Origin of the sequence: Streptomyces morookaense, assembly GCF_013030945.1 — a bacterium.
GTDB classification, from domain to species: Bacteria; Actinomycetota; Actinomycetes; order Streptomycetales; family Streptomycetaceae; genus Streptomyces; species Streptomyces morookaensis.
Map to the genome: position 1 here is coordinate 107426 of NZ_JABBXF010000033.1, position 19643 is coordinate 127068.

Annotated in this window: 13 protein-coding genes; 11 read left to right on the plus strand and 2 right to left on the minus strand. The window is 73.3% G+C overall.

The genetic code is table 11. The features are described from left to right. Positions 1-14: 14 nt before the first annotated feature. The 5 genes from HG542_RS16370 to HG542_RS16390 all read left to right on the plus strand — a co-directional run bounded on the left by HG542_RS16370 (position 15) and on the right by HG542_RS16390 (position 6354). Complete coding sequence (locus HG542_RS16370) at positions 15-644, plus strand: isochorismatase family protein (RefSeq protein WP_171082052.1); 630 nt, start codon at positions 15-17, stop codon at positions 642-644. Continuing rightward, a complete protein-coding gene (locus tag HG542_RS16375) occupies positions 641-2485 on the plus strand; it encodes an anthranilate synthase family protein (RefSeq protein ID WP_171082053.1) in 1845 nt (614 codons plus the stop codon). Before HG542_RS16370 ends, HG542_RS16375 begins: the two co-directional genes overlap by 4 nt. 132 nt (positions 2486-2617) lie before the next feature. Further along, positions 2618-4201 (plus strand): class I adenylate-forming enzyme family protein, encoded by a 1584-nt coding sequence (locus tag HG542_RS16380; protein ID WP_171082054.1) that lies wholly within the window; start codon positions 2618-2620, stop codon positions 4199-4201. After that, on the plus strand, positions 4198-5766 hold the full coding sequence (locus HG542_RS16385; protein WP_218039049.1) for an FAD-dependent monooxygenase: 1569 nt from the start codon (positions 4198-4200) through the stop codon (positions 5764-5766). The genes HG542_RS16380 and HG542_RS16385 overlap by 4 nt, the downstream gene beginning before the upstream one ends. A gap of 114 nt (positions 5767-5880) precedes the next feature. After that, positions 5881-6354: an RrF2 family transcriptional regulator gene (locus HG542_RS16390; protein WP_171082110.1), complete on the plus strand. Its 474-nt coding sequence runs from the start codon at positions 5881-5883 to the stop codon at positions 6352-6354. 140 nt (positions 6355-6494) lie between these two features. Here HG542_RS16390 and pdxR read toward each other — a convergent pair whose 3' ends face one another. Continuing rightward, complete coding sequence (pdxR, locus tag HG542_RS16395) at positions 6495-7913, minus strand: MocR-like pyridoxine biosynthesis transcription factor PdxR (RefSeq protein WP_171082057.1); 1419 nt, start codon at positions 7911-7913, stop codon at positions 6495-6497. Between the two features lie 59 nt (positions 7914-7972). Between pdxR and HG542_RS16400 the strand changes: the two genes are divergently transcribed. The 4 genes from HG542_RS16400 to HG542_RS16415 all read left to right on the plus strand — a co-directional run bounded on the left by HG542_RS16400 (position 7973) and on the right by HG542_RS16415 (position 13382). Further along, complete coding sequence (locus tag HG542_RS16400; protein WP_171082059.1) at positions 7973-8419, plus strand: carboxymuconolactone decarboxylase family protein; 447 nt, start codon at positions 7973-7975, stop codon at positions 8417-8419. 67 nt (positions 8420-8486) lie between these two features. Further along, positions 8487-9680, plus strand: a complete 1194-nt coding sequence (locus tag HG542_RS16405; protein WP_171082060.1) for an MFS transporter — start codon at positions 8487-8489, stop codon at positions 9678-9680. Between the two features lie 74 nt (positions 9681-9754). Continuing rightward, positions 9755-11275, plus strand: a complete 1521-nt coding sequence (locus HG542_RS16410; RefSeq protein ID WP_227723306.1) for an FAD-binding oxidoreductase — start codon at positions 9755-9757, stop codon at positions 11273-11275. A 199-nt stretch (positions 11276-11474) separates the two neighbouring features. Continuing rightward, positions 11475-13382, plus strand: coding sequence for a helix-turn-helix domain-containing protein (locus HG542_RS16415; RefSeq protein ID WP_171082062.1), 1908 nt, complete (start codon positions 11475-11477; stop codon positions 13380-13382). A 205-nt stretch (positions 13383-13587) separates the two neighbouring features. On the opposite strand, the gene HG542_RS16420 is transcribed toward HG542_RS16415, so the two are convergent. Continuing rightward, positions 13588-14865, minus strand: coding sequence for an IS701 family transposase (locus tag HG542_RS16420; protein ID WP_227723308.1), 1278 nt, complete (start codon positions 14863-14865; stop codon positions 13588-13590). Positions 14866-15151: 286 nt separating this feature from the next. Between HG542_RS16420 and HG542_RS16425 the strand changes: the two genes are divergently transcribed. Together HG542_RS16425 and HG542_RS35680 are read left to right on the plus strand one after the other, a co-directional pair. Next, complete coding sequence (locus tag HG542_RS16425) at positions 15152-16657, plus strand: FAD-binding oxidoreductase (protein WP_229922660.1); 1506 nt, start codon at positions 15152-15154, stop codon at positions 16655-16657. Between the two features lie 105 nt (positions 16658-16762). Next, positions 16763-19495 carry an AfsR/SARP family transcriptional regulator gene (locus HG542_RS35680; protein WP_171082066.1) on the plus strand — a complete coding sequence of 911 codons (2733 nt, stop codon included), beginning with the start codon at positions 16763-16765 and terminating at the stop codon, positions 19493-19495. Positions 19496-19643: the final 148 nt, after the last annotated feature.

The window sequence follows — 19643 nt, forward strand, 5'->3', positions numbered from 1 at the left end:
CCCAAGGACACTTCATGCCCGGCATCCCCCCGATCACCCCCTACCCCATGCCCACCGCCCACGAGTTGCCTGCCAACACCGCCTCCTGGGCCGCCGATCCCTCGCGTGCCGTGCTGCTCCTGCACGACATGCAGCGGTACTTTCTCCGGCCCCTCCCCGAGGGGCCCCGCCGCGAGCTCGTCCGTAATGCCACCCGGCTCCGCCGCGCCGCGCAGGCGCACGGGATGCCCGTCGCCTATACCGCGCAGCCCGGCGGGATGACCGACGAACAGCGCGGGCTGCTCAAGGACTTCTGGGGGCCCGGCATGCGCGTCGACCCCGCCGACCGGCAGGTCGTCGAGCCGCTCGCGCCCGCCCCGGGCGACTGGGTGTTCACCAAGTGGCGCTACAGCGCCTTCTTCAAGTCCGAACTGCTCGACCGCATGCGCGCCGCCGGCCGCGACCAGCTGATCATCGCCGGTGTCTATGCGCACGTCGGTGTCCTGATGACCGCCGTCGAGGCCTACACCAACGACATCCAGGCCTTCCTCGCCGCCGACGCCGTCGCCGACTTCTCCGAGGAGTACCACCGCATGGCCCTCACATACGCCGCCGAGCGGTGTGCTGTCGTCGCCACCACCGAGTCACTCGTGGCGGCAGCATGAACGACGGCCTGCTCGACCGCATCCTCGGCCCCCGGCCGCCCGCCGCCTTTGCTCTCCTCCACCGGCCCGAGACGGCCGGGCCGGGCACGCTCGATGTGCTCGCCGGGCGCATCACCGCCCCGGAGACCCTCGCCGACCTGCCGGTGGACGACTGCGACGACGTGCTCGTCCTCGTCCCCTACCGGCAGATCGCCGAGCGCGGGTTCACGGCGGCCGACGACGGCTCCCCGCTGCTCGCCATGTCGGTCACGGAGAAGGCGGTTCTGCCCGTCGGCGAAGTGCTCGGCCGGATACCCGACGTGCCGATCACCCTCACCGGCAAGCACTTCGACGTCGACGACGACGCCTACGCGGAGACCGTCCGGCGGGTGATCGCGGACGAGATCGGGGAGGGCGAGGGCGCCAACTTCGTCATCAAGCGCTCCTTCACGGCCGACATCACCGGCTACGGCACCGCGCACGCGCTGACCTTCTTCCGGCGGCTCATGGAACGCGAGTCCGGCGCGTACTGGACGTTCCTCGTGCACACCGGCGGTCGCACGTTCGTGGGGGCCACGCCCGAGCGGCACATCAGCGTGCACGGCGGGCGGGCCGTGATGAACCCGATCAGCGGCACCTACCGCTACCCGGCCGCCGGGCCCAGCCTGCCCGAGGTCATGGACTTCCTCGCCGACCGCAAGGAGGCCGACGAGCTGTACATGGTCGTCGACGAGGAACTCAAGATGATGGCCCGCATCTGCGACACGGGCGGGCGCGTGACCGGCCCGTACCTCAAGGAGATGGCGCGGCTGGCGCACACCGAGTACTTCATCGAGGGCACCACCGACCGGGACGTGCGCGAGATCCTGCGCGAGACGATGTTCGCGCCCACGGTCACCGGGAGCCCGCTGGAGAGCGCCTGCCGGGTCATCGGCCGGCACGAGCCGCAGGGCCGCGGGTACTACAGCGGCGTGGCCGCCCTCGTCGGGCGCGACGAGCACGGTGCGCGGACGCTGGACTCCGCGATCCTCATCCGTACCGCGGACATCGACCGGGCCGGGCGGCTGCGCATCGGCGTCGGTGCCACGCTCGTCCGGCACTCGGACCCGGCGTCCGAGGTCGCCGAGACGCGGGCCAAGGCGGCGGGGCTGCTCGCGGCCCTGGAGGCCGGGCCGTCCGCCCGCTTCGGCGCCCACCCGAGCGTCCGGGAGGCGCTCGCCCGCCGCAACGACACGATCGCCGGCTTCTGGCTGGCCTCGGGGGCCGGGCGGCAGCACACGCACCCGGCCCTGGAGGGGCGGCGGGTGCTGGTCGTCGACGCCGAGGACACGTTCACGTCGATGATCGACCACCAGCTGCGGGCCATGGGGCTCGCCGTGACCGTGCGCCGCTTCGACGAGCCGTACACGTTCGAGGGGTACGACCTGGTCGTCCTGGGGCCGGGGCCCGGGGATCCACGCGAGGCGGCCCACCCGAAGATTGCACATCTTCGGGGGGCGGTACGGGGGCTCCTCGCGGAGCGGCGGCCGTTTCTGGCCGTGTGCCTGAGCCATCAAGTGCTGGCGCTGGAGCTGGGGTTCGGACTGCGTCGGCGGGCGGTGCCCAACCAGGGGGTGCAGAGGCGCATCGATCTGTTCGGGCGCACCGAGCGTGTCGGGTTCTACAACACGTTCGCCGCGCACGGTGAGGGTGTCGACTCCGTCGAGGTCAGCCGCGATCCGGAGACCGGGGAGGTGCATGCCCTGCGGGGGGCGCACTTCGCGTCGATGCAGTTCCATGCCGAGTCCGTTCTCACTCAGGACGGGCCACGGATCACCGGCACCTTGCTGGCGCGGCTCGCCGAAGGGGTGCCTGTCGCTTGACGGTTCGACTGCGGGCCGGCTGTGGCTGGTCGCGCAGTTCCCCGCGCCGGACTTCACTCCGTGCCCCGTAAGGGGCGCGGGGAACTGCGCGAGCAACCACACACCCACCCGCACCCGACAAAGGAGCTTCCCATGCTGCCGATCACGGCAAGCGACACCGGAATCCAGATGGGCCTCGTCGCCGAGCGTGCCGTACCCGCATACGGCGACACCCCCATCACCCTCGACCACGACATGCCGCTTCTCCCCGGCGCCGGACGGCAATTCACCTTCGCCGCCCTCGCCGACCACATCGATGACATAGCCGCCCGGCTCTGGGCCGCGGGCGTCCGCCCGGCCCAGCGTGTCGCCATCCACAAAACATCCGGCTTCGACATCAACGTCCTGTCCTGCGCCGCCGCCCGCATCGGCGCCGTCCCCGTGCAGCTCTCCCCGGGGCTGGACGGGGCCAGTGTGCTGGCCCTGCTCGACCGGCTGGAGCAGCCGTACCTGGTGACCGACCTCGCCAAGCTCGACGGGCCGCTCAGCGACCCCCAACTGGCCAACATCACCAAGGCCGTGCTCGTCGTAGCCGGTTCCCGCCCCGGCACCGTCGCGCTCGCCGGCCTGGCCGGCGCCCCCCGCGTCGAGGCCGTCGTCCAGGAGCTGGACGAGCCCGCGCTCATCACGCACACCTCCGGCACCACGGGGCTGCCCAAGCTGCTGGTGCACACGCCCCGTACGCTGCACGGCCGTTACCGGCCGCAGGCCAAGCTCTTCGACCTCGTCCGGCGCCAAGAGACCGTCGCCCTGCACGTGTCGTACGTGCACTCCCGCATGCCGCTCGCACTCGCCGTGCTGCTGCCGCGCGGTGTCCCGTTCCTCGTCATGGACGATGCGACACCGGACCACGTGGCCGCGTTCTTCGCCGAGCACCGGCCCGCGTTCGTCGAGTCGGCCCCCAACTCGTTCATGGAGTGGGAGGAGTTGGCGGACGACCCGCGCAAGCCGTTCGCGAACGTGAAGTACTTCAGCAGCACCTTCGACGCCATCCACCCGAGCACGATGCACCGCCTGCTGCACGCCTCGGAGCGGCACCACCCGGTCTTCTACCAGATCTACGGGCAGAGCGAGACGGGCCCGCTCGTCGGCCGCGCGTTCACCCGCGAGACGGCGCTGGGTGCCGACGGGCGCTGCCAGGGGTACGCCTTCCCCGGCGACACGAAGTTCCGGCTCGTCGCCCGGGGCGGCAAGGAGCCGTCGCGCGAGCACCCCGGATACATCGAGGTGCAGGCCGCGGGCCGGGTGCTCACGTACTACGGCGAGGGCGAGCGCTATGCGGGCCAGGTCCAGGAGGGCGGCTGGTGGCGCGGCATGGACGTCGGCTACCGGACCGAGGAGGGCTGTCTGCACCTGCTGGACCGCGAGGTGGACGTCGTCCCGACGATCCACAGCACCCTGGAGGTCGAGGACACCGTCCTGGACCGGCTGGACGAGCTGACCGAGCTGGTGGTGCTGCGCGGGCCGCAGGACGAGCCGCTCCCGGTGGTGTGCACCCGCAAGGACCTGCCGCTGGATCCGGTGCGCTGGCGCGAGGCCGTGGCGGACTTCCCGCCGATGGCCGAGCCCGTCCGGCTCACGCTGGACGAGCTGCCGCGCACGGCCACGATGAAGGTGCAGCGGATCGAGCTCACCCGGCGCCTGCACGAGCGGCTGACGCAGGAGTGGAGCTCGTGACCGACGTCGACGTGCTCGTGGTCGGTGCCGGGCCGACCGGTCTGCTCGCGGCCTGCGAGCTGCTGCGGCGCGGTGTGCGCGTGCGCGTGATCGACCGGGCGGCGGAGCCGATGCGGGTGCCCAAGGCGCTGTCGCTGTGGCCGCGGGTGCTGGACATCCTGGAGGACCTGGGCGTCGCCGACGAGATCCGCCGGGCCTCCGTGCCGATCCGGGCGTTCAGTTACTTCTCCGAGCGGCGGCCGCTGGCCTCGTTCACGTTCGCCGAGGACCTGCGGGCGCGCCAGTTGCCGCAGCCGGAGACCGAGCGGATCCTCGCCCGGCGGCTGCGGTCGCTGGGCGGCAAGATCGAGCGGGGTGTGCGGCTGCTGGCGCTGGACGACGTGGACTTCTCCGGCCGCATCGAGGCGACGGACGGCGTCACGGCCGTGCTGGAGCATGCCGGCGCGGTACTGGAGCGGTTCCGGGTGCCCTTCGTGATCGGTGCGGACGGGGCGGGCAGTTCCGTGCGCGGGCAGCTGGGCATCGGGTTCCAGGGGACGACGTACGAGATGGCGTTCGCGCTCGTGGACTCCCGTGTCGAGGGCCGGCTGCCGCGGGACGAGATCCTCTACTACCAGGCGCCGACGGGCACGTTGGTGATCGTTCCGCAGCCCGGCGGCGTCCACCGCTTCCTGTCCGTCATGCCCGAGGGCGGCGGCGAGGTGGGGGTGCCGATGATGCAGGCGCTGGTGGACGAGCGCGGTCCGCGCGGGGTGCGGCTGACGGAGCCGGTGTGGCAGACGGAGTTCCGGGTGCACGCGCGGCGGGCCACGGAGTTCCGGCGGGGCCGGGTCTTCCTCATGGGGGATGCGGCGCATGTGCACAGCCCGGCGGGCGGGCAGGGGATGAACAACGGGCTGCAGGACGCGCACAACCTGGGCTGGAAGCTGGCCGCCGTGATCCGCGGCGAGTCGCCGTCCTCCCTGCTCGACGGCTACGGTCCCGAACGCTCCGAGGCCACGCGGAAGATCGTCCGGGACACGGACGTCCAGACCCGGGCCTGGATGGCGGACGGTCCCGGCCGGGTACTGGCCCGGGACGCGGCCTTCCGGCTGCTGGACCGCACGGGTGCCGTGTCCCGCTTCTACACGCCGGTCATGGCGGGGCGGCGGCTGGCCTATGCGCCGGAGCGGGACACCCAGCTGCCGGGCGGCCGCGCCGCGTGCCGGCTGCGGGGGCGGCTGTCCGGCGGGGCCCGCGTCGGCGGCACGTTCCCGCGGCAGGCCGCGCTCGCGGCCGGTATCGGGGGGCCGCAGGACGGTCCGCCGGGCTGGACGCTGGCCCTCCATACGCCCGCGGCCGACAGTGCGTGGCTGACGGAAATCGGCCATATCGCGGCCCGTTGGCCGCAGATCGCCGTCGTGCGGCTGCCCAAGTCGGCCGGAGCGGCGACGGGTTGCGGCAAACAGGGCTATTACCTCGTCCGCCCGGACGGACATATCGCAGCACATGGCCACAAGAACGACCTGAACCGGCTGGAGCGGGAACTCGGCACCGTCCTCGCGCACCGGGCGGCGATGACCTGACATTTCCCACTACCTCAGGGGCCTTCCTCCCATGTGGGAGTTGCCTCTGAGGTAGAAGCATGTACAAGTATTTTGCACGACCAATTACCCGTCTATACCATCCAGTTCATGCGAATGAGCGAGGGCGTGGAATGGGCCTTGCACACCTGCCTCAACCTGGCCTGGGTCGGCCCGGAGCGGGCGGTGACCGCGGCGCGGCTCGCCGCGTTCTACGACCTTCCCCCGGCCTATCTCGGCAAACAGCTGCAGGCGCTGACCCGGGCCGGGGTGGTCAGCTCCAGTCCCGGCCCGCGGGGCGGCTTCCGGCTGGCGCGCGAGCCCGGGGCCATCACGCTGATGGACATCGTGGCCGCCATCGAGGGCCCGGAGAAGGCGTTCCGCTGTTCCGAGATCCGCCACCGCGGGCCCCAGAGCCAGATATCGCAGGTCACGGACCATCCCTGCCATGTGTCCCGGTACATGAGGGAGGCCGAGCTGGCCTGGCGGCGGCAGCTGGCCGCCAGGACGCTCACCGACCTCCAGCACACGGTGGTCCGCAGCTCGCCGGGCATTCCGGAGCGGACGCGGGAATGGTTCCTCGCTCAATGATCGCGAATTGCGTTCATTGTGGTCGCGCTCCGAAGCGCCCGCACCGGGCGCCCCTTACGGGGCCGTGGTCGCGCCCACGCGGCGGAGCCGCATACCGACACAGTCCCGCGCCCCTTACGGGGCGCACCGTGACGGGGCGCTTACGGCGCCGGCGGCAGCGCCCCGCACAGCGCCTCCAGGGCACCGGCAAACGCGTGTTCCGGCGGCGTGCCGTAGCCGACGACCAGCCCGTCGGACGGGCCCGCCCCGCACACGTCATGCCGGTACAGACCGAGCCCCTCCACGGCCAGCCCCTGCCAGGCGGCCGCCCGCACCACGGACTGCTCGGTGCCGGGCGGCAGTTCGAGCACCGCGTGCAGCCCGGCCGCGATGCCGGTGACCCGGACGTGCGGGGCGCGCTCGGCGAGGACGGCGATCAACTGGTCGCGGCGGCGCCGGTAGTGCTTGCGCATCCGGCGCACGTGCCGGTCGTACGAGCCCGACGCGATGAAGTCCGCGAGGGTCAGCTGCTCCAGGGCGCTCGCGAACATCTCCCGGTCGCCCTTCGCCGCGACCACGTCGTCCACCAGATGCCCCGGCAGCACCATCCAGCCCAGCCGCAGCGCCGGCGAGAGACTCTTGCTGACCGAGCCGATGTAGACCACGCGTTCCGGGTCGAGGCCCTGCACGGCGCCCACCGGCTGCCGGTCGTAGCGGAACTCCCCGTCGTAGTCGTCTTCCAGCACCAGACCGCCGCCCGCCCGCGCCCAGTCCACGACCGCCGCCCGCCGCTCCGGGTGCAGCGGGCCGCCCGTGGGGAACTGGTGGGCCGGGGTCAGCAGCACGGTCTGCGCGCGCGTCCCGTCGAGCTTCTCGACACAGGCCCCGTGCGCGTCCACCGGCAGCGAGACGGTGCGCAGCCCGGCGGCGGCGAGCAGGGAGCGGTAGTGGCCGAGGCCGTACGCCTCCACGGCGACGGTCCCGCTGCGCACTTCGCCGAGCAGGCGCAACGCCCCTGCGAAGCCCGAGCAGATGACGATCCGGGCGGGGTCCGCCCGTACACCGCGGGCCCGGGCCAGGTACTCGGCCACGGCGTGCCGGAGTTCGATGCGTCCGCGCGGATCGCCCGGCCCGAAGGCGTCGTTGGGGGCCGCGGTCAGGGCGCGGCGTGCGGAGGCGAGCCAGGCGGTGCGCGGAAAGGCGGAGGCGTCCGGGGTGCCCTGGACGAGGTTGTAGGCGGGTCGGGACGGGCGGTTGGGGGTGGTGGGACGGCGCGGGGTGTCGCTCTTCGGCGGCTGGGCGCGCCGGGCGACCTGGGTGCCGGATCCCTGACGGGCCGTCAACCACCCTTCGGCGACGAGCTCGGCGTACGCCTCCGCCACGGTGTTGCGGGCGAGGCCGAGGTCGGCGGCGAGCGAACGGTAGGGCGGCAGCCGGGTGCCGGGGGCGAGCCGGCCGGTGCGTATCGCCTCGCGCAGCGCGGCCATCAGCGCACCGCGTCGGCTGCCGGGCTCCGCGGGCAGTTCCAGATGCAGGTCACTGCCCGGCGCGTCACCGGGGTCACCTTGCGGATTGACCATCGATTTCACCCCGGAATTGCACCACAGACACGGGCGATTGTCCTCCTAGGGTCGGTGACATGACTGCTGCTCAGCGAATGAACTTCACCAAGGCCGCCCCCAAGGTCTTCAAGGCGATGATCGCCCTGGACGCGGCCGCCCGCGCCGACCTGGACCCGACGCTCGTCGAGCTCGTCCAGATCCGCGCGTCCCAGGTCAACCACTGTGCGTACTGCCTCGACATGCACACCAAGGACGCCCGCAAGGCGGGCGAGAGCGAGGAGCGGATCTACCAGCTGAACGCGTGGCGCGAAGCCGGGCTCTACACGGAGAAGGAGCAGGCCGCCCTCGCCCTGACCGAGGCGGTCACCGTCCTGACGGACGGGTTCGTCCCGGACGCGGTGTACGAGGAGGCCGCGCGCCACTTCGAGGAGTCGGAGCTGGCGCAGCTGATCGCGCTGATCTTCACGATCAACGCGTGGAACCGCATCGCGGTGTCGACCCGGAAGATCCCCGGAACCGAGTGACGCCTACCCGACCGTCGCCCCGCAGCGCGGAAACGTTGCGGGGCGACAACCCAAGGGAGCCCGCACCATGACCACCACGGACACCCCGATAACCACCGGGGAGCCCCGAAGAGCCCCGCTCAAGGGCTGGCTGGCCGTAGCCGCCGTCACGCTCGGCATCTTCAGTCTGATGACCTCCGAGCTCCTCCCCGTCGGCCTCCTCACCCCGGTCGGCGAAGCCCTCCACGTCTCGGACGGCACCGCCGGCCTGATGGTCACGGTGCCCGGCCTGGTCGCCGCGCTCTCCGCGCCCATCGTGACGGTCGCGACCGGCCGCGTCGACCGCCGCATCGTCCTCGGCGTCCTCGTCGGCCTGGTCGGCGTCGCCAACCTCGCCTCCGCCTTCGCCGACCACTTCGCGGTCGTCCTCGGCGCCCGTTTCCTCATCGGCATAGCCGTCGGCGGCTTCTGGGCCATCGCGGGCGGCATCGCCCTGCGCCTGGTGCCCGAGGAGCACGTGGGCCGGGCCATGGCCATCATCTTCGGCGGTGTCGAGACCGCCTCCGTCCTGGGCGTGCCGACCGGCACCCTGATCGGCGATCTCAGCGACTGGCGCACGGCGTTCGCGGCCGTCGGCGGTCTCGGCCTCGCCTCGCTGTGCGCCATGGTCCTGCTGCTGCCGCCGCTGCCCGCCGACGAGTCCCTCACGTTCGCCGAACTGCCGCGCGTCCTCCGGCGGAACCGCGGTGTGCGGGTCGGGGTCGTGATCACGTTCCTGCTGGTGACGGGCCACTTCGTGGCGTACACGTTCGTCCGCCCGATCCTGCAGGACGCGGGCGTGGACGGCAGCAAGGTCAGCATGATGCTGCTGATCTTCGGCGTGGCCGGCATCACCGGCAACTTCCTGGCCGGAGCGCGGGTTTCGCAGCACGTGCGGCGGATCGTACTGGTCATCTCCGTCGTGCTGACGGCCGCGATGGTGCTGTTCGCCCTGCTGGGCGGCGGCGGCATGGCCGTGGGCATCGTCCTGCTGATCCTGTGGGGCCTCGGCTACGGGGCCGTCCCCGTGAGCCTCCAGACGTGGATCCTCCAGGCCGCCCCCGAGGCCACGGAGGCCGCCTCCTCTCTCTACGTGTCGATGTTCAACTTCTCCATCGCACTGGGGGCGTTGGCGGGAGGCCTCGCCTTCGACAACATCGCCATGACGAGCGTGCTGTGGATCGGAGCGGTGCTCGCTGCGCTCACGCTGGCGGTGGTGGGGCCCCGCCGCAAGACCACCTGAACCCCGTCCCCCGCGCCCACTCCCCCGGGGCGCGGGGGGCGGCCCCTCTCCTGTCGAATACCGAAAGGCTGCCCGTGACCGCCATCACCCCCGCCGACCCCGGCTACGCCGCCCTCACCACCCGCGGCAACAACAAGCGGTTCACCGCGAACCCCGAGGCGTTCCACGTCGCCACGTCGACCGCCGACGTCGTCGCGGCCGTCACCGAAGCCCTGCGCAGCGGCAAGCGCATAGCCGTCCGCAGCGGCGGCCACGGGTACGAGGACTTCAGCGGTGCCCCGGGCACCCAACTCGTCGTCGACCTGGGCGAGATGACCGCCGTCGCCTTCGACGCCGAGCGCAACGCCTTCATGGTCGAGGCGGGCGCCCGGCTCGACGACGTGTACCGCACGCTGTACGAGGGCTGGGGCGTCGCCGTCCCGGCCGGCAACAGCGCCACCGTCGGCCTGGGCGGGCACGTCCAGGGCGGCGGCTACGGGTCGCTCAACCGCCGGCACGGGCTGATCGTCGACCACCTGCACGCCCTGGAGGTGGTCGTGACGGACGCGGCCACCGGCGAGGCCCGGGCCGTCGTCGCCACCCGCGACGCGGACGACCCGCACCACGACCTGTGGTGGGCGCACACCGGCGGGGGCGGCGGCAGCTTCGGCATCGTCACCCGGTACTGGTTCCGCAGCCCGGACGCCACCGGCACCGACCCGGAGCAGCTGCTCCCGCGCCCGTCCGCCGAGATGCTCACCAGCACCGTGCTGTTCCCGCGCGCCACGCTCGACAAGCCCGCGTTCCGCACGCTCGTCGGCGCCTACGGCCGCTGGCACGAGCGCAACAGCGCACCGGACTCGCCCTGCGTCCACCTCTTCGCCAGCCTGGTGCTGCTCGGCCGACAGCGGCCGCGGCCGGAGGAGGGGCAGGACATGGGCGCCGTCCTCGTCACGCACGTCGAGGCCGACCGCCCGGACGCCGCGCAGCTGCTCCAGGACTTCCTCGACGAGGTGACCGGGGACGCCGCCCTCTCCCCCGTCGTCCTGCCGACCGAGACCGTGCCGTGGCTCGTCTCCAAGAAGGCGCTGTCCGACGCGCAGGATGCCGAGATCGGCCGCCAGAAGGTCAAGTCCGCCAATTTGCTGGGGGCGTTCACGGACGACCAGGCGGACGCGCTGTACGACTTCCTCGACGACGCGGACGCCGTCCACGACAGCAGCCTCGTGGCCCTGGACTCCTTCGGCGGCCGCACCTCCGCCGTCGCACCGGACGCCACCGCCGCGGCCCAGCGCGATGCCGTCCTGAAGGTCCTCTTCATGAGCACCTGGCAGGACGCGGCGCTCGACGAGGCGGCCCTCGCCTGGATGCGGCGCTGCTACGGCGCGGTATTCGCCAAGACCGGCGGCGTCCCCGCCCCCGTCCCGGGCGGGAACGCGGACGGCTGTTTCATCAACTTCGCCGACGTCGACACCGCCGACCCCGAGCAGAACACGTCGGGCGTGCCGTGGCACGCGCTGTACTTCAAGGACAACTACCGCCGTCTGCAAGCAGTGAAGGGGGTGTACGACCCGGCCGAGGTGTTCCGCCACCCGCTCTCGGTGCGCCCGGCCTGACCGGGCGGGCCGCTGGGGCCGCTGTACCGACCGTGTCCGGACGGAAATACTCCGCTCCGGGCGCGGTCACTGCTGCATGCTCCCGTCATCTGGCCTTCACACCACGGGACTTGGGACCCCATTGACTCGGCCATTACTCGATGCGTAGCTTCCGACACGTACGCCGATCATTCTTTGCGCTGCACCATAGGGGGGCCACATGGGAAGCATTGTGTCGCAGGGGAGGAAGGCCGGTGCGAGTGCGCTCACCGTCCTGGAATTGCTGGCCGCCGAGGCGCCGATAAGCCACTTCGAGTCGCTGGTCGACGACGCCCGCCGGCAGGGCATGGGCGAAGCCGACCTGGCATTACTGGAAACGGCGAAACGGCTCGGTCTCGCGGTCTACGCGCAGGCGGAGCGAAGACAGCGCAAGGAGGCCCGGCTCACCGCGTTCATCGAGGCGGGAAAAGGCATCGCCACCGTCCAGGACGTGCCCTCCCTGCTTTCCGTGCTGGCCCGCAAGGCCTGCCGGCTCTTCGATCTCGACGTCGCCTGGATCACCGCCTTCGGCCGCGACGCGGGCACCGTCACCGTCAGTGCCTGCGACGGTCACACCACGGCGCTCCGCACCGGACTCCGCATTCCCGACGACCCCGCCATGAGCGGCGGCACCGCCCCTTTCTGGACCCCCGACGTCGCAGCCGACGAAAGACTCGCGCACAGTCCCGCGCTCGATTCCCTGCTGAAATCCGAGGGAATTCACGCCGTCGCCGCGATCCCCCTCACCGACGGCAGCCGCCCGTTCGGCACGCTGTACGTGGCGGGCCGCAGCACGCGCTGGTTCACGTCGGCCGAAGTGTCGCTCATGGCCTCCCTCGCCGAACTCGCCGACGTCACCATCGAGAAGACCCGCATGCTGGAACAGGCGGCCGACTGCCTCTCCGCCCCCGGACGCACCGCGGGGGACACCGCCTCCGTGCACGGCAGGCTGATGTCCCTCGTGCTGGACGGGGCCGGCCTGGCCGCCCTGCTCGACGAGGCGGGCCGCCATCTGGACGGCGCGCTGCGCGTCCACGCGCCCGACGGCGGGATCCTGGCCGGTGCGGACGGGATGCCCGCCGGGTCCGAGTCCGAGGCCGACACGCTGCGCGCCATGGTCGACGCCCACGCCCTGCGCGAACCGATCCTGCTGGACTGCGGCCTGTGGGCCGCGCCCCTCCTCGCGGGCGACCGGGACCTGGGCACGCTCCTGCTGCACCCCCGCCGGCCGCTCGCCGACGGGGACGAGCAGCTGCTCTCCTTCACCGCCCAGACCGTCGCCGCCCTGCTGCTCCTGCAGCACACCACCGCGCCGTCGGCCACCGGCCACGACCACGACTGGCTGCTGGACGACCTGCTGACCAGCCCGCAGCGCCCGGCGGGCCGGTTCGAGGAACGTGCCGCCCGGCTGGGCATCGACCTGGCCCGGCCGCACGTGGTCGTCGTCGCCCGCCCCGAGGGCGAGGCCGCGGACAACCGGACGGCCATCTGGGCGTCCTCGTACGCGCGCCGCATGAACGGCCTGAGGAGCACGCACGCCGGCTGCACCGTCCTGCTGGTGCCGGGCACCGATGCGACGGCCGCGGCGGAACAGGTTTCCCGCGGCCTGGCCCCGCTGCTGGAACGGCCGGTGACCGTCTGCGCCTCCGGCCCCATCACCTCGGTGGCTGCGGTGCCCGCCGCCTTCCAGGAAGCGCTGCGCTGCCTGGAGGCGATGATTGCGCTGGGCGCGACGGGGGGCTTCACGTCGGCCGCCGAACACGGCTTCCTGGGCGTGCTGTTGTCCGACACGCATGACGTCGAGGGGTTCATCCGCTCGATGATCGGGCCGCTGGTCGCGTACGACACGCAGCGCTACACGGAGTTCACGCGCACGCTGGACGCGTACTTCGCGGCGGGCGGCAGCATCAACCGCACGGCGGAACGCCTGCACGTCCACCCGAACACGGTGGGGCGCCGCCTGGAGCGGATCGGCGACCTGCTCGGTCCGGAGTGGCAGCAGCCGGAACGCGCCTTCGAAATCCAACTGGCGTTGCGGCTGAGCCGCATCCAGCACGTGTTGCGGGGGCGGCGTCCGCGGGTGCCGTGACCATCTGCGGGCCGGTGGGGGCCGATCGCGCAGTTCCCCGCGCCCCTGACGGGGCGCGATCTCGTGCCGGGTTCCGACTGCGCCCCGTCAGGGGCGCCGACCCGCACCCGAAGAACAAGCTGCGCCCCTTCAGGGGCGCGGGGAACTGCGCGACCCAGCCACCCACCGGCCCGCACCCGAAGAACAGCCAGGGCGCCCCCGGCGATCAGGCGCCGACGACCCGCAGCCGAGGCACCGGCACCACACCACCCCCGGCACCGCCCCCGCCGCCGGCACCGGCCCCGGCCCCGCCCCGCCCCAGCGCGGCCACCGTATGCGCAGCGGACGCCAACGTCACATGCCGGTGCCACCCCTTGTACGACCGCCCCGTGTAGTCCCGGATGCCCACCCGGTCCGCGATCTCCGCGAAGTCCCGGTCGACCCGCCGCGTCACCTTGCTCAGCTGCATCAGCGCAACCGGATGCAGCCCCGTCATGTCCGTGAGCCACAGCTCACCCGGCGCGGACCGCCCCTGCTCCCACTCGCCGAGCAGCCGCAGATCCCCGACCCCCGCCCGCCGCACGGGCGGCGGCACCGGCACCGTCCGCACCCCGCGCACCGGCATCCGCACCCGGACGCCCGCCGCCAGGCTCGTCCGCAGCGTCTCGGCGGCGTCGTGGTCCGACCACAGGACGGGCCGCCGCATCCCGGCGGCCGCCGTCATGATCTGGTGCGCGGTGACGCCCTCCGTCCGGCACCCCGGCAGCGCCGGATCCGCGGCGGTGAGCCGCAACGTGCTGCCGATCCGGACCAGCCACGGCACCCCGGCCGCCCGCAACCGCCGCACCACGGCCCACGTGTCGGCCTCCGGCACATCCAGCACCACGGGCCGCACCGGCACGCCCCAGCCCGCCGTCTCCAGGAAGGCCGACGCCGCGCAGTCGCCCAGCGACTCGGGGCGGGCGCAGTCCGGAATGGCGGCCCGGGCGCGACGCGCGTCGTCCCGCAGCCAGTCGTCCGAGAGGTGCAGCCGCCAGTTGACGGGCGCGGCCATCTCCTCGGAGACGGCCCACACGCCCACCGCCTGCTGGGCGTTGAGCACCTGCCCGAGCGCCGGGAAGAACTTCCGGTCCACGCCGACGGAATGCCGGCCGCCCTTGGGAATCACCATCGGCCGCACCACCCACGCCTGCGGCGGCGCGCTGCGCAGCAGATGCCGGACGAGTGCCCGGCGCACCGGATTCCAGTCCCAGATGGAACTGGAGATGAAATGGTGCATGCTCTGTTCGGTGGCCGGACCACCGATAATGGCGGCGATATTCCGGATCGACTTCCGGCCGTGCCCGCCGAGCAGTCCCTGCAGGTATTCCCGTCCCTTCCGGCGCTGGTCGCTCCTCGGCAGAGAGGCGAACAACTCGGAACACAATTCGACGAGTACGGCGTCGTGGGCGCCGGCGTACTTCGGTGCTATGACATCGTCGGGATACAGGGCAGCACTGCTCATTGCAATTCCTGTCTCGGCTGATCGGCAAGCGGCTCGAAGCTGACTCCTCCACACTGCCCGCCATGACCGCCCGGTGCCCAGGTGCATGTGCCACCTTCGTGCCGGGTCCGGTGGTGGACGAACCACCACCGGAAGTTCCGCCCGGTACCGCCGACTTGACTGACTACGGCCCGCACCGCCATTGCATCTGGAGTTCCGCGGAACCACTGCATAGCTTCCTCCCGGAAACGGCCGGAACACGGCCGGTACGTGGCCGGAAATGGCATGGACGACGGGAAAGTTGCCAGTGATCAGCAGACGTTCGATCGTCAGGGCCGGTGCGGCCGGCAGCCTGGCGGCGGGTGCCGCGGCGCTCGGCGCCACCGCCTTCGCGGGCAGCCCCGCCGTGCCGTGGGCCCGGCTCCGCGAGCGGCTGGGCGGCCGCCTGGTGCTGCCGGCCGACCCCGGCTACGGGGTGGCCAAACAGCTGCAACTGGCCCAGTACGACACGGTGAACCCGCAGGCGGTGGCGTACTGCACGACGAACACCGACGTCGAGGCGTGCATCCGCTTCGCGCAGGAACACGGCCTGGCCACCGCCGCCCGCAGCGGCGGCCACAGCTTCGCGGGCTACTCGACGACCCCGGGCCTGGTCGTCGACGTGTCGCGGCTCGACTCGGTGCGCGTGGACCGCTCCACGGTCCGGCTGGGCCCGGGCTGCCAGGGCGTGGACGTGGTGACGGCGCTGGACCGGCACGGCATCCAGGTCGCGGGCGGCACCTGCCCGACCGTGGCCGCCGGCGGCTGGCTGCTGGGCGGCGGACTCGGGCCGCACGCACGGAAGTTCGGCATGGGCTGCGACCGCCTGGTCTCGGCCCGGGTCGTCCTGGCGGACGGCCGCACGGTGTGCGCCTCGGAGCACGAGAACGCGGACCTGTTCTGGGCGCTGCGCGGCGGGGGCGGCGGCAACTTCGGCATCGTCACGGAGTACGAGGTGCGCCCGACGCAGCTGCCCTCGATGGTCGTCTTCACCCTCGTGCTGCCGTGGCGGGCCGCACCGGAGGCGGTCGAGGCGTGGCAGCAGTGGATCGCGGCGGCGCCGGTGGAGCTGGCGTCGGAGCTCACGGTCCAGCTGGACACCGGTTCCGGTGCGGAGCCGTCGGTCCAGGTGAGCGGCACCTACGCGGGCCCGCAGGCGGCGGCCGACGCCCTGCTGGACCGCCTGGTCGCCGCGGCCGGCGCACAGCCGGTGAGCCGTGAATCGGCCGAACTCCCCTACCGCGCCGGGATGATGAGGGTCTTCGGCTGCGCCGACCGCACCGTGGACCAGTGCCACCGGGTCGGCTGGTCGCCCCGGGCGCAGTTGCCGCGCGACCACTTCGTGACGGGCCGGAACCTCTTCTTCACGCGCCCGTGGGGCCGGCGGGCCACCACGGAGGCGCTGGCGGCCTTCGCGGCGGACGTCCGGCCGGGCCAGTTCCGGTTCCTGGGCTTCTTCGCGTACGGCGGGGAGACCGGTGCGCCGGCGCCGGAGGCGACCGCGTTCGTCCACCGGGACGTGCTCTTCGAGGCGGACTACCAGCTGGGCCTGACGGCACCGGACGGCGCCCGCGACGCCGCCCAGGCCTGGGTGGACCGCGGCTACGCGGCGATCGCCCCGTACTCGAACGGCGGCTCGTACCAGAACTACATGGACCCGGCGCTGCGCGGCTGGCGGGAGGCGTACTACGGCCGGAACTATCCGCGTCTCCAGGCGGTGAAGCGGGCGTACGACCCGTACGGCTTCTTCCGCTTCGCGCAGGGAGTCGACTGACGCGGAGCGGGCTGCCCGCCCGGGCGGTAAGGTGCATTTCGGGACGTTCCGGACAGTCACCAGCGCCCCGAAGGGGCGCGAAGACACCCCAAGGGCAGGGCATCCATGGACTCGCACAACGGCCTCCGCTTCCATCTGCTCGGCCCCGTACGCGCCGAGCACCACGGCCATCCCCTCCCCGTCGGCTCCCCCGTCCAGCGCGCGGTCCTCGCCGTGCTGCTCCTCGGCGGCCGGCCCACGACCACCCGTGAACTCGCCGCGGCCCTCTGGGGCGACACACTCCCCGAGGGCGCAGGCCGGACCCTGCGCACCTGCATCTCCCGCCTGCGCGCCACCCTCGGCGAGGACGTCCTGCGCTCGGAGAACGGCGCCTGGTCACTGCGGACGAGCCCGGAGGCCCTCGACGCCACCGTCTTCGACGCGCACCGTGCCGCGGCCGCCGCCGCCCGCGAGGCCGGCGACCTGGCCACCGCCCGGGAGCGGCTCGGTGCCGCCCTCGCCCTGTGGGAGGGCGGCACCGCCCTGGCCGGCCTCCCGGGCCCGTACGCCGAGCAGGAGCGGGCCCGGCTCGACGACCTCCACGCCGCCGCCCGCGAGGACCTGCTCGACTGCGCCATCGCCGCGGGCGAACACGCCGAGACCGTCGCCGACCTGCGCGCGCTGGTCGCCGACCACCCGCTGCGCGAACGCCCGCGCGCCCTGCTCATGCTCGCCCTGGACCGCAGCGGCCGGCAGGCGGAGGCGCTGGCCGTCTTCGACGCCGCCCCGGAGCCGGGCCCCGGGCTCACCCGCCTGCGCGACCGGATCCTCGCGGGCGACGGCACCCTCTCGGCCCCGGCGCCCGGCACGCCCGCGGGCGCCGCTCCGGACGGGCTCCCGCCCGATATACGGGACTTCACCGGCCGCGAGGAACTCCTCGCACGCATCAAGGACGCATCGGCGCGCGGCCCCGTCGCCCTCACCGGCCCCGCGGGCGTCGGCAAGACCACCCTGGCCGTCCACGCGGCCCACGCCCTCCGGCACGCCCACCCCGACGGCCTGCTCCACCTGGACCTGCGCGGCACCGACCCCGCCCCGGTCGACGCGGCCACCGCCCTGGCCCAGCTGCTGCACGCGCTCGGCGTCGACCAACAGGCCGTCCCGGAAAGCGAGGAGCACCGCACGGCCCTCTACCGCTCCCTGCTGCACGGCCGCCGCGCCCTCGTCCTCCTGGACGACGCCCGCGACGCGGAGCAGCTGCGCCCCCTCCTCCCCGACTCCCCCGGCTGCACCGTCCTGATCACCAGCAGCACCCCGCTCGACGAGGGCATCCCCGTACCCCCGCTGACCGGTGCGGAGGCCCTCCACATGCTGGAGACGATCGCGGGCCGCCCGTGCCCCGACGCGGCCGCCGTCCTGGAGTCCTGCGCGGGACTGCCCCTGACGGTGCGCATCGCGGCCGGACTTGTGCCGCTGCCGGCCGGTGGCGCGGACGTCCTGCACGCCGCGTACGACGCACTGGACCCCGAACAGGCCCGCGCCTTCCGGCTGCTGGCACTGGCCGACGCCCCGTCCTTCGACACGGCGACGGCGGCCGCCGTCCTGGACACCGACGCCCGGGCGGCGGCCGCCCTCACGAACTCCCTCGCGGAGGCAGGCCTGTTGCAGCCCGTGGCCCCGGACCGGCACCGCCACCACGACCTGCTGAAGTCCTTCGCCCGCCTGCAGAGCGAGCACACCGACAGTCCGCCGGTCCGTGACGCCGCGCTGCTGCGCCTGCTGGACCACCACCTGGCCACCGCGGCGAACGCGCTGCTGCACCACCGCCCGGACAGCCCCGTCCCCCGGCATGTGCGCCGTCCCTCCGTCGCGGGGCAGCCCCTCCACGACAAGGCCGCCGCGGCCGGCTGGCTGCGCGACGCCCACCCGCACCTGCTCGCCACCGTCGACCAGGTGCTGCGCCTGGACGTCCCCGGCGGCATCCGCGCGGCGACGGACCTCCTGACGACCTGGGGACAACTCCTCGCCGGCACCGGGCTCCACGCGGACCTGGAGCCCCCGGCCCGGCAGGCCCTGGACCGCGCCCGCAAGGACGGCGACGACATCAGCGCCGCCCGCGCCCTGCGGCTGCTGGGCGCGCCCCGCCTCGGGCCGGACACGTACGGGCGTGCCGAGGCCGAACTGCGCGACAGCGTGCGACTGGCCGAGCCGGACCCCCTGACGCTCGCCCTGGCCTCGCACGAACACGGCGCCGTCCTCCTGGCCATGGGCCGCCCCGAGGAGGCCCTGCCGCTGCTGACCCGGGCCGAGGAGGCGTTCCGCGCGGAGGGCTCGCCGACGCACGCGGCCGAGGCGCTGGCCGACCGGGCGGGTGCGCTGTCGGCGCTGGGCCGGACCGACGAAGCGGTGGAGGCGGTCGGCAGGGCGACGGAGGAGGCGCGTGCGCTGGGCCACGTGCCCACGCTGGTGCACGCCCTCACCGAATCCGGCCGCACCCTGCTGCGGGCGGGCCGCACCGCCACCGCGACGGACCGCCTGCGCGAGGCGCTGACGCTGCCGCTGCCCCCGCGCGAGGAGGCCCTGCTGTGGGCCCGCCTGGCCCACTGCCGCCTGGACCAGCACCTCAACCGGGACGCGGTGACGGACGCGGAGCGGGCACTGACGCTGGAAGCCGGGACGGGCGCGACGTATTGCCGCGCCCTGGCCCTCTGGGCAAGAGGAAGGGCCCTCCTCGCCCTGGGCGAACCCCGCCCGGCACAGGGCCACCTGCGCGAGGCACACGAACTCCTGGAGCGCCGGGGGGCGGCAGAGGCGGGGGCCCTGCGGGCCTTGCTGGACGAGGAGTTCGGCGCCCCGTAAGGGGCGCTGGGGGCACCCCCAGCGGTAGCTGGGGGAGGAACTGCGCGATCAGCCCAGGACGGCCCGCAGCCGACGAACCAGGGAGGCGCCCCGTAAGGGGCGCGGGGAACTGCGCGAGCAACCCAAGCCGACCCGCACCAGCAAAACG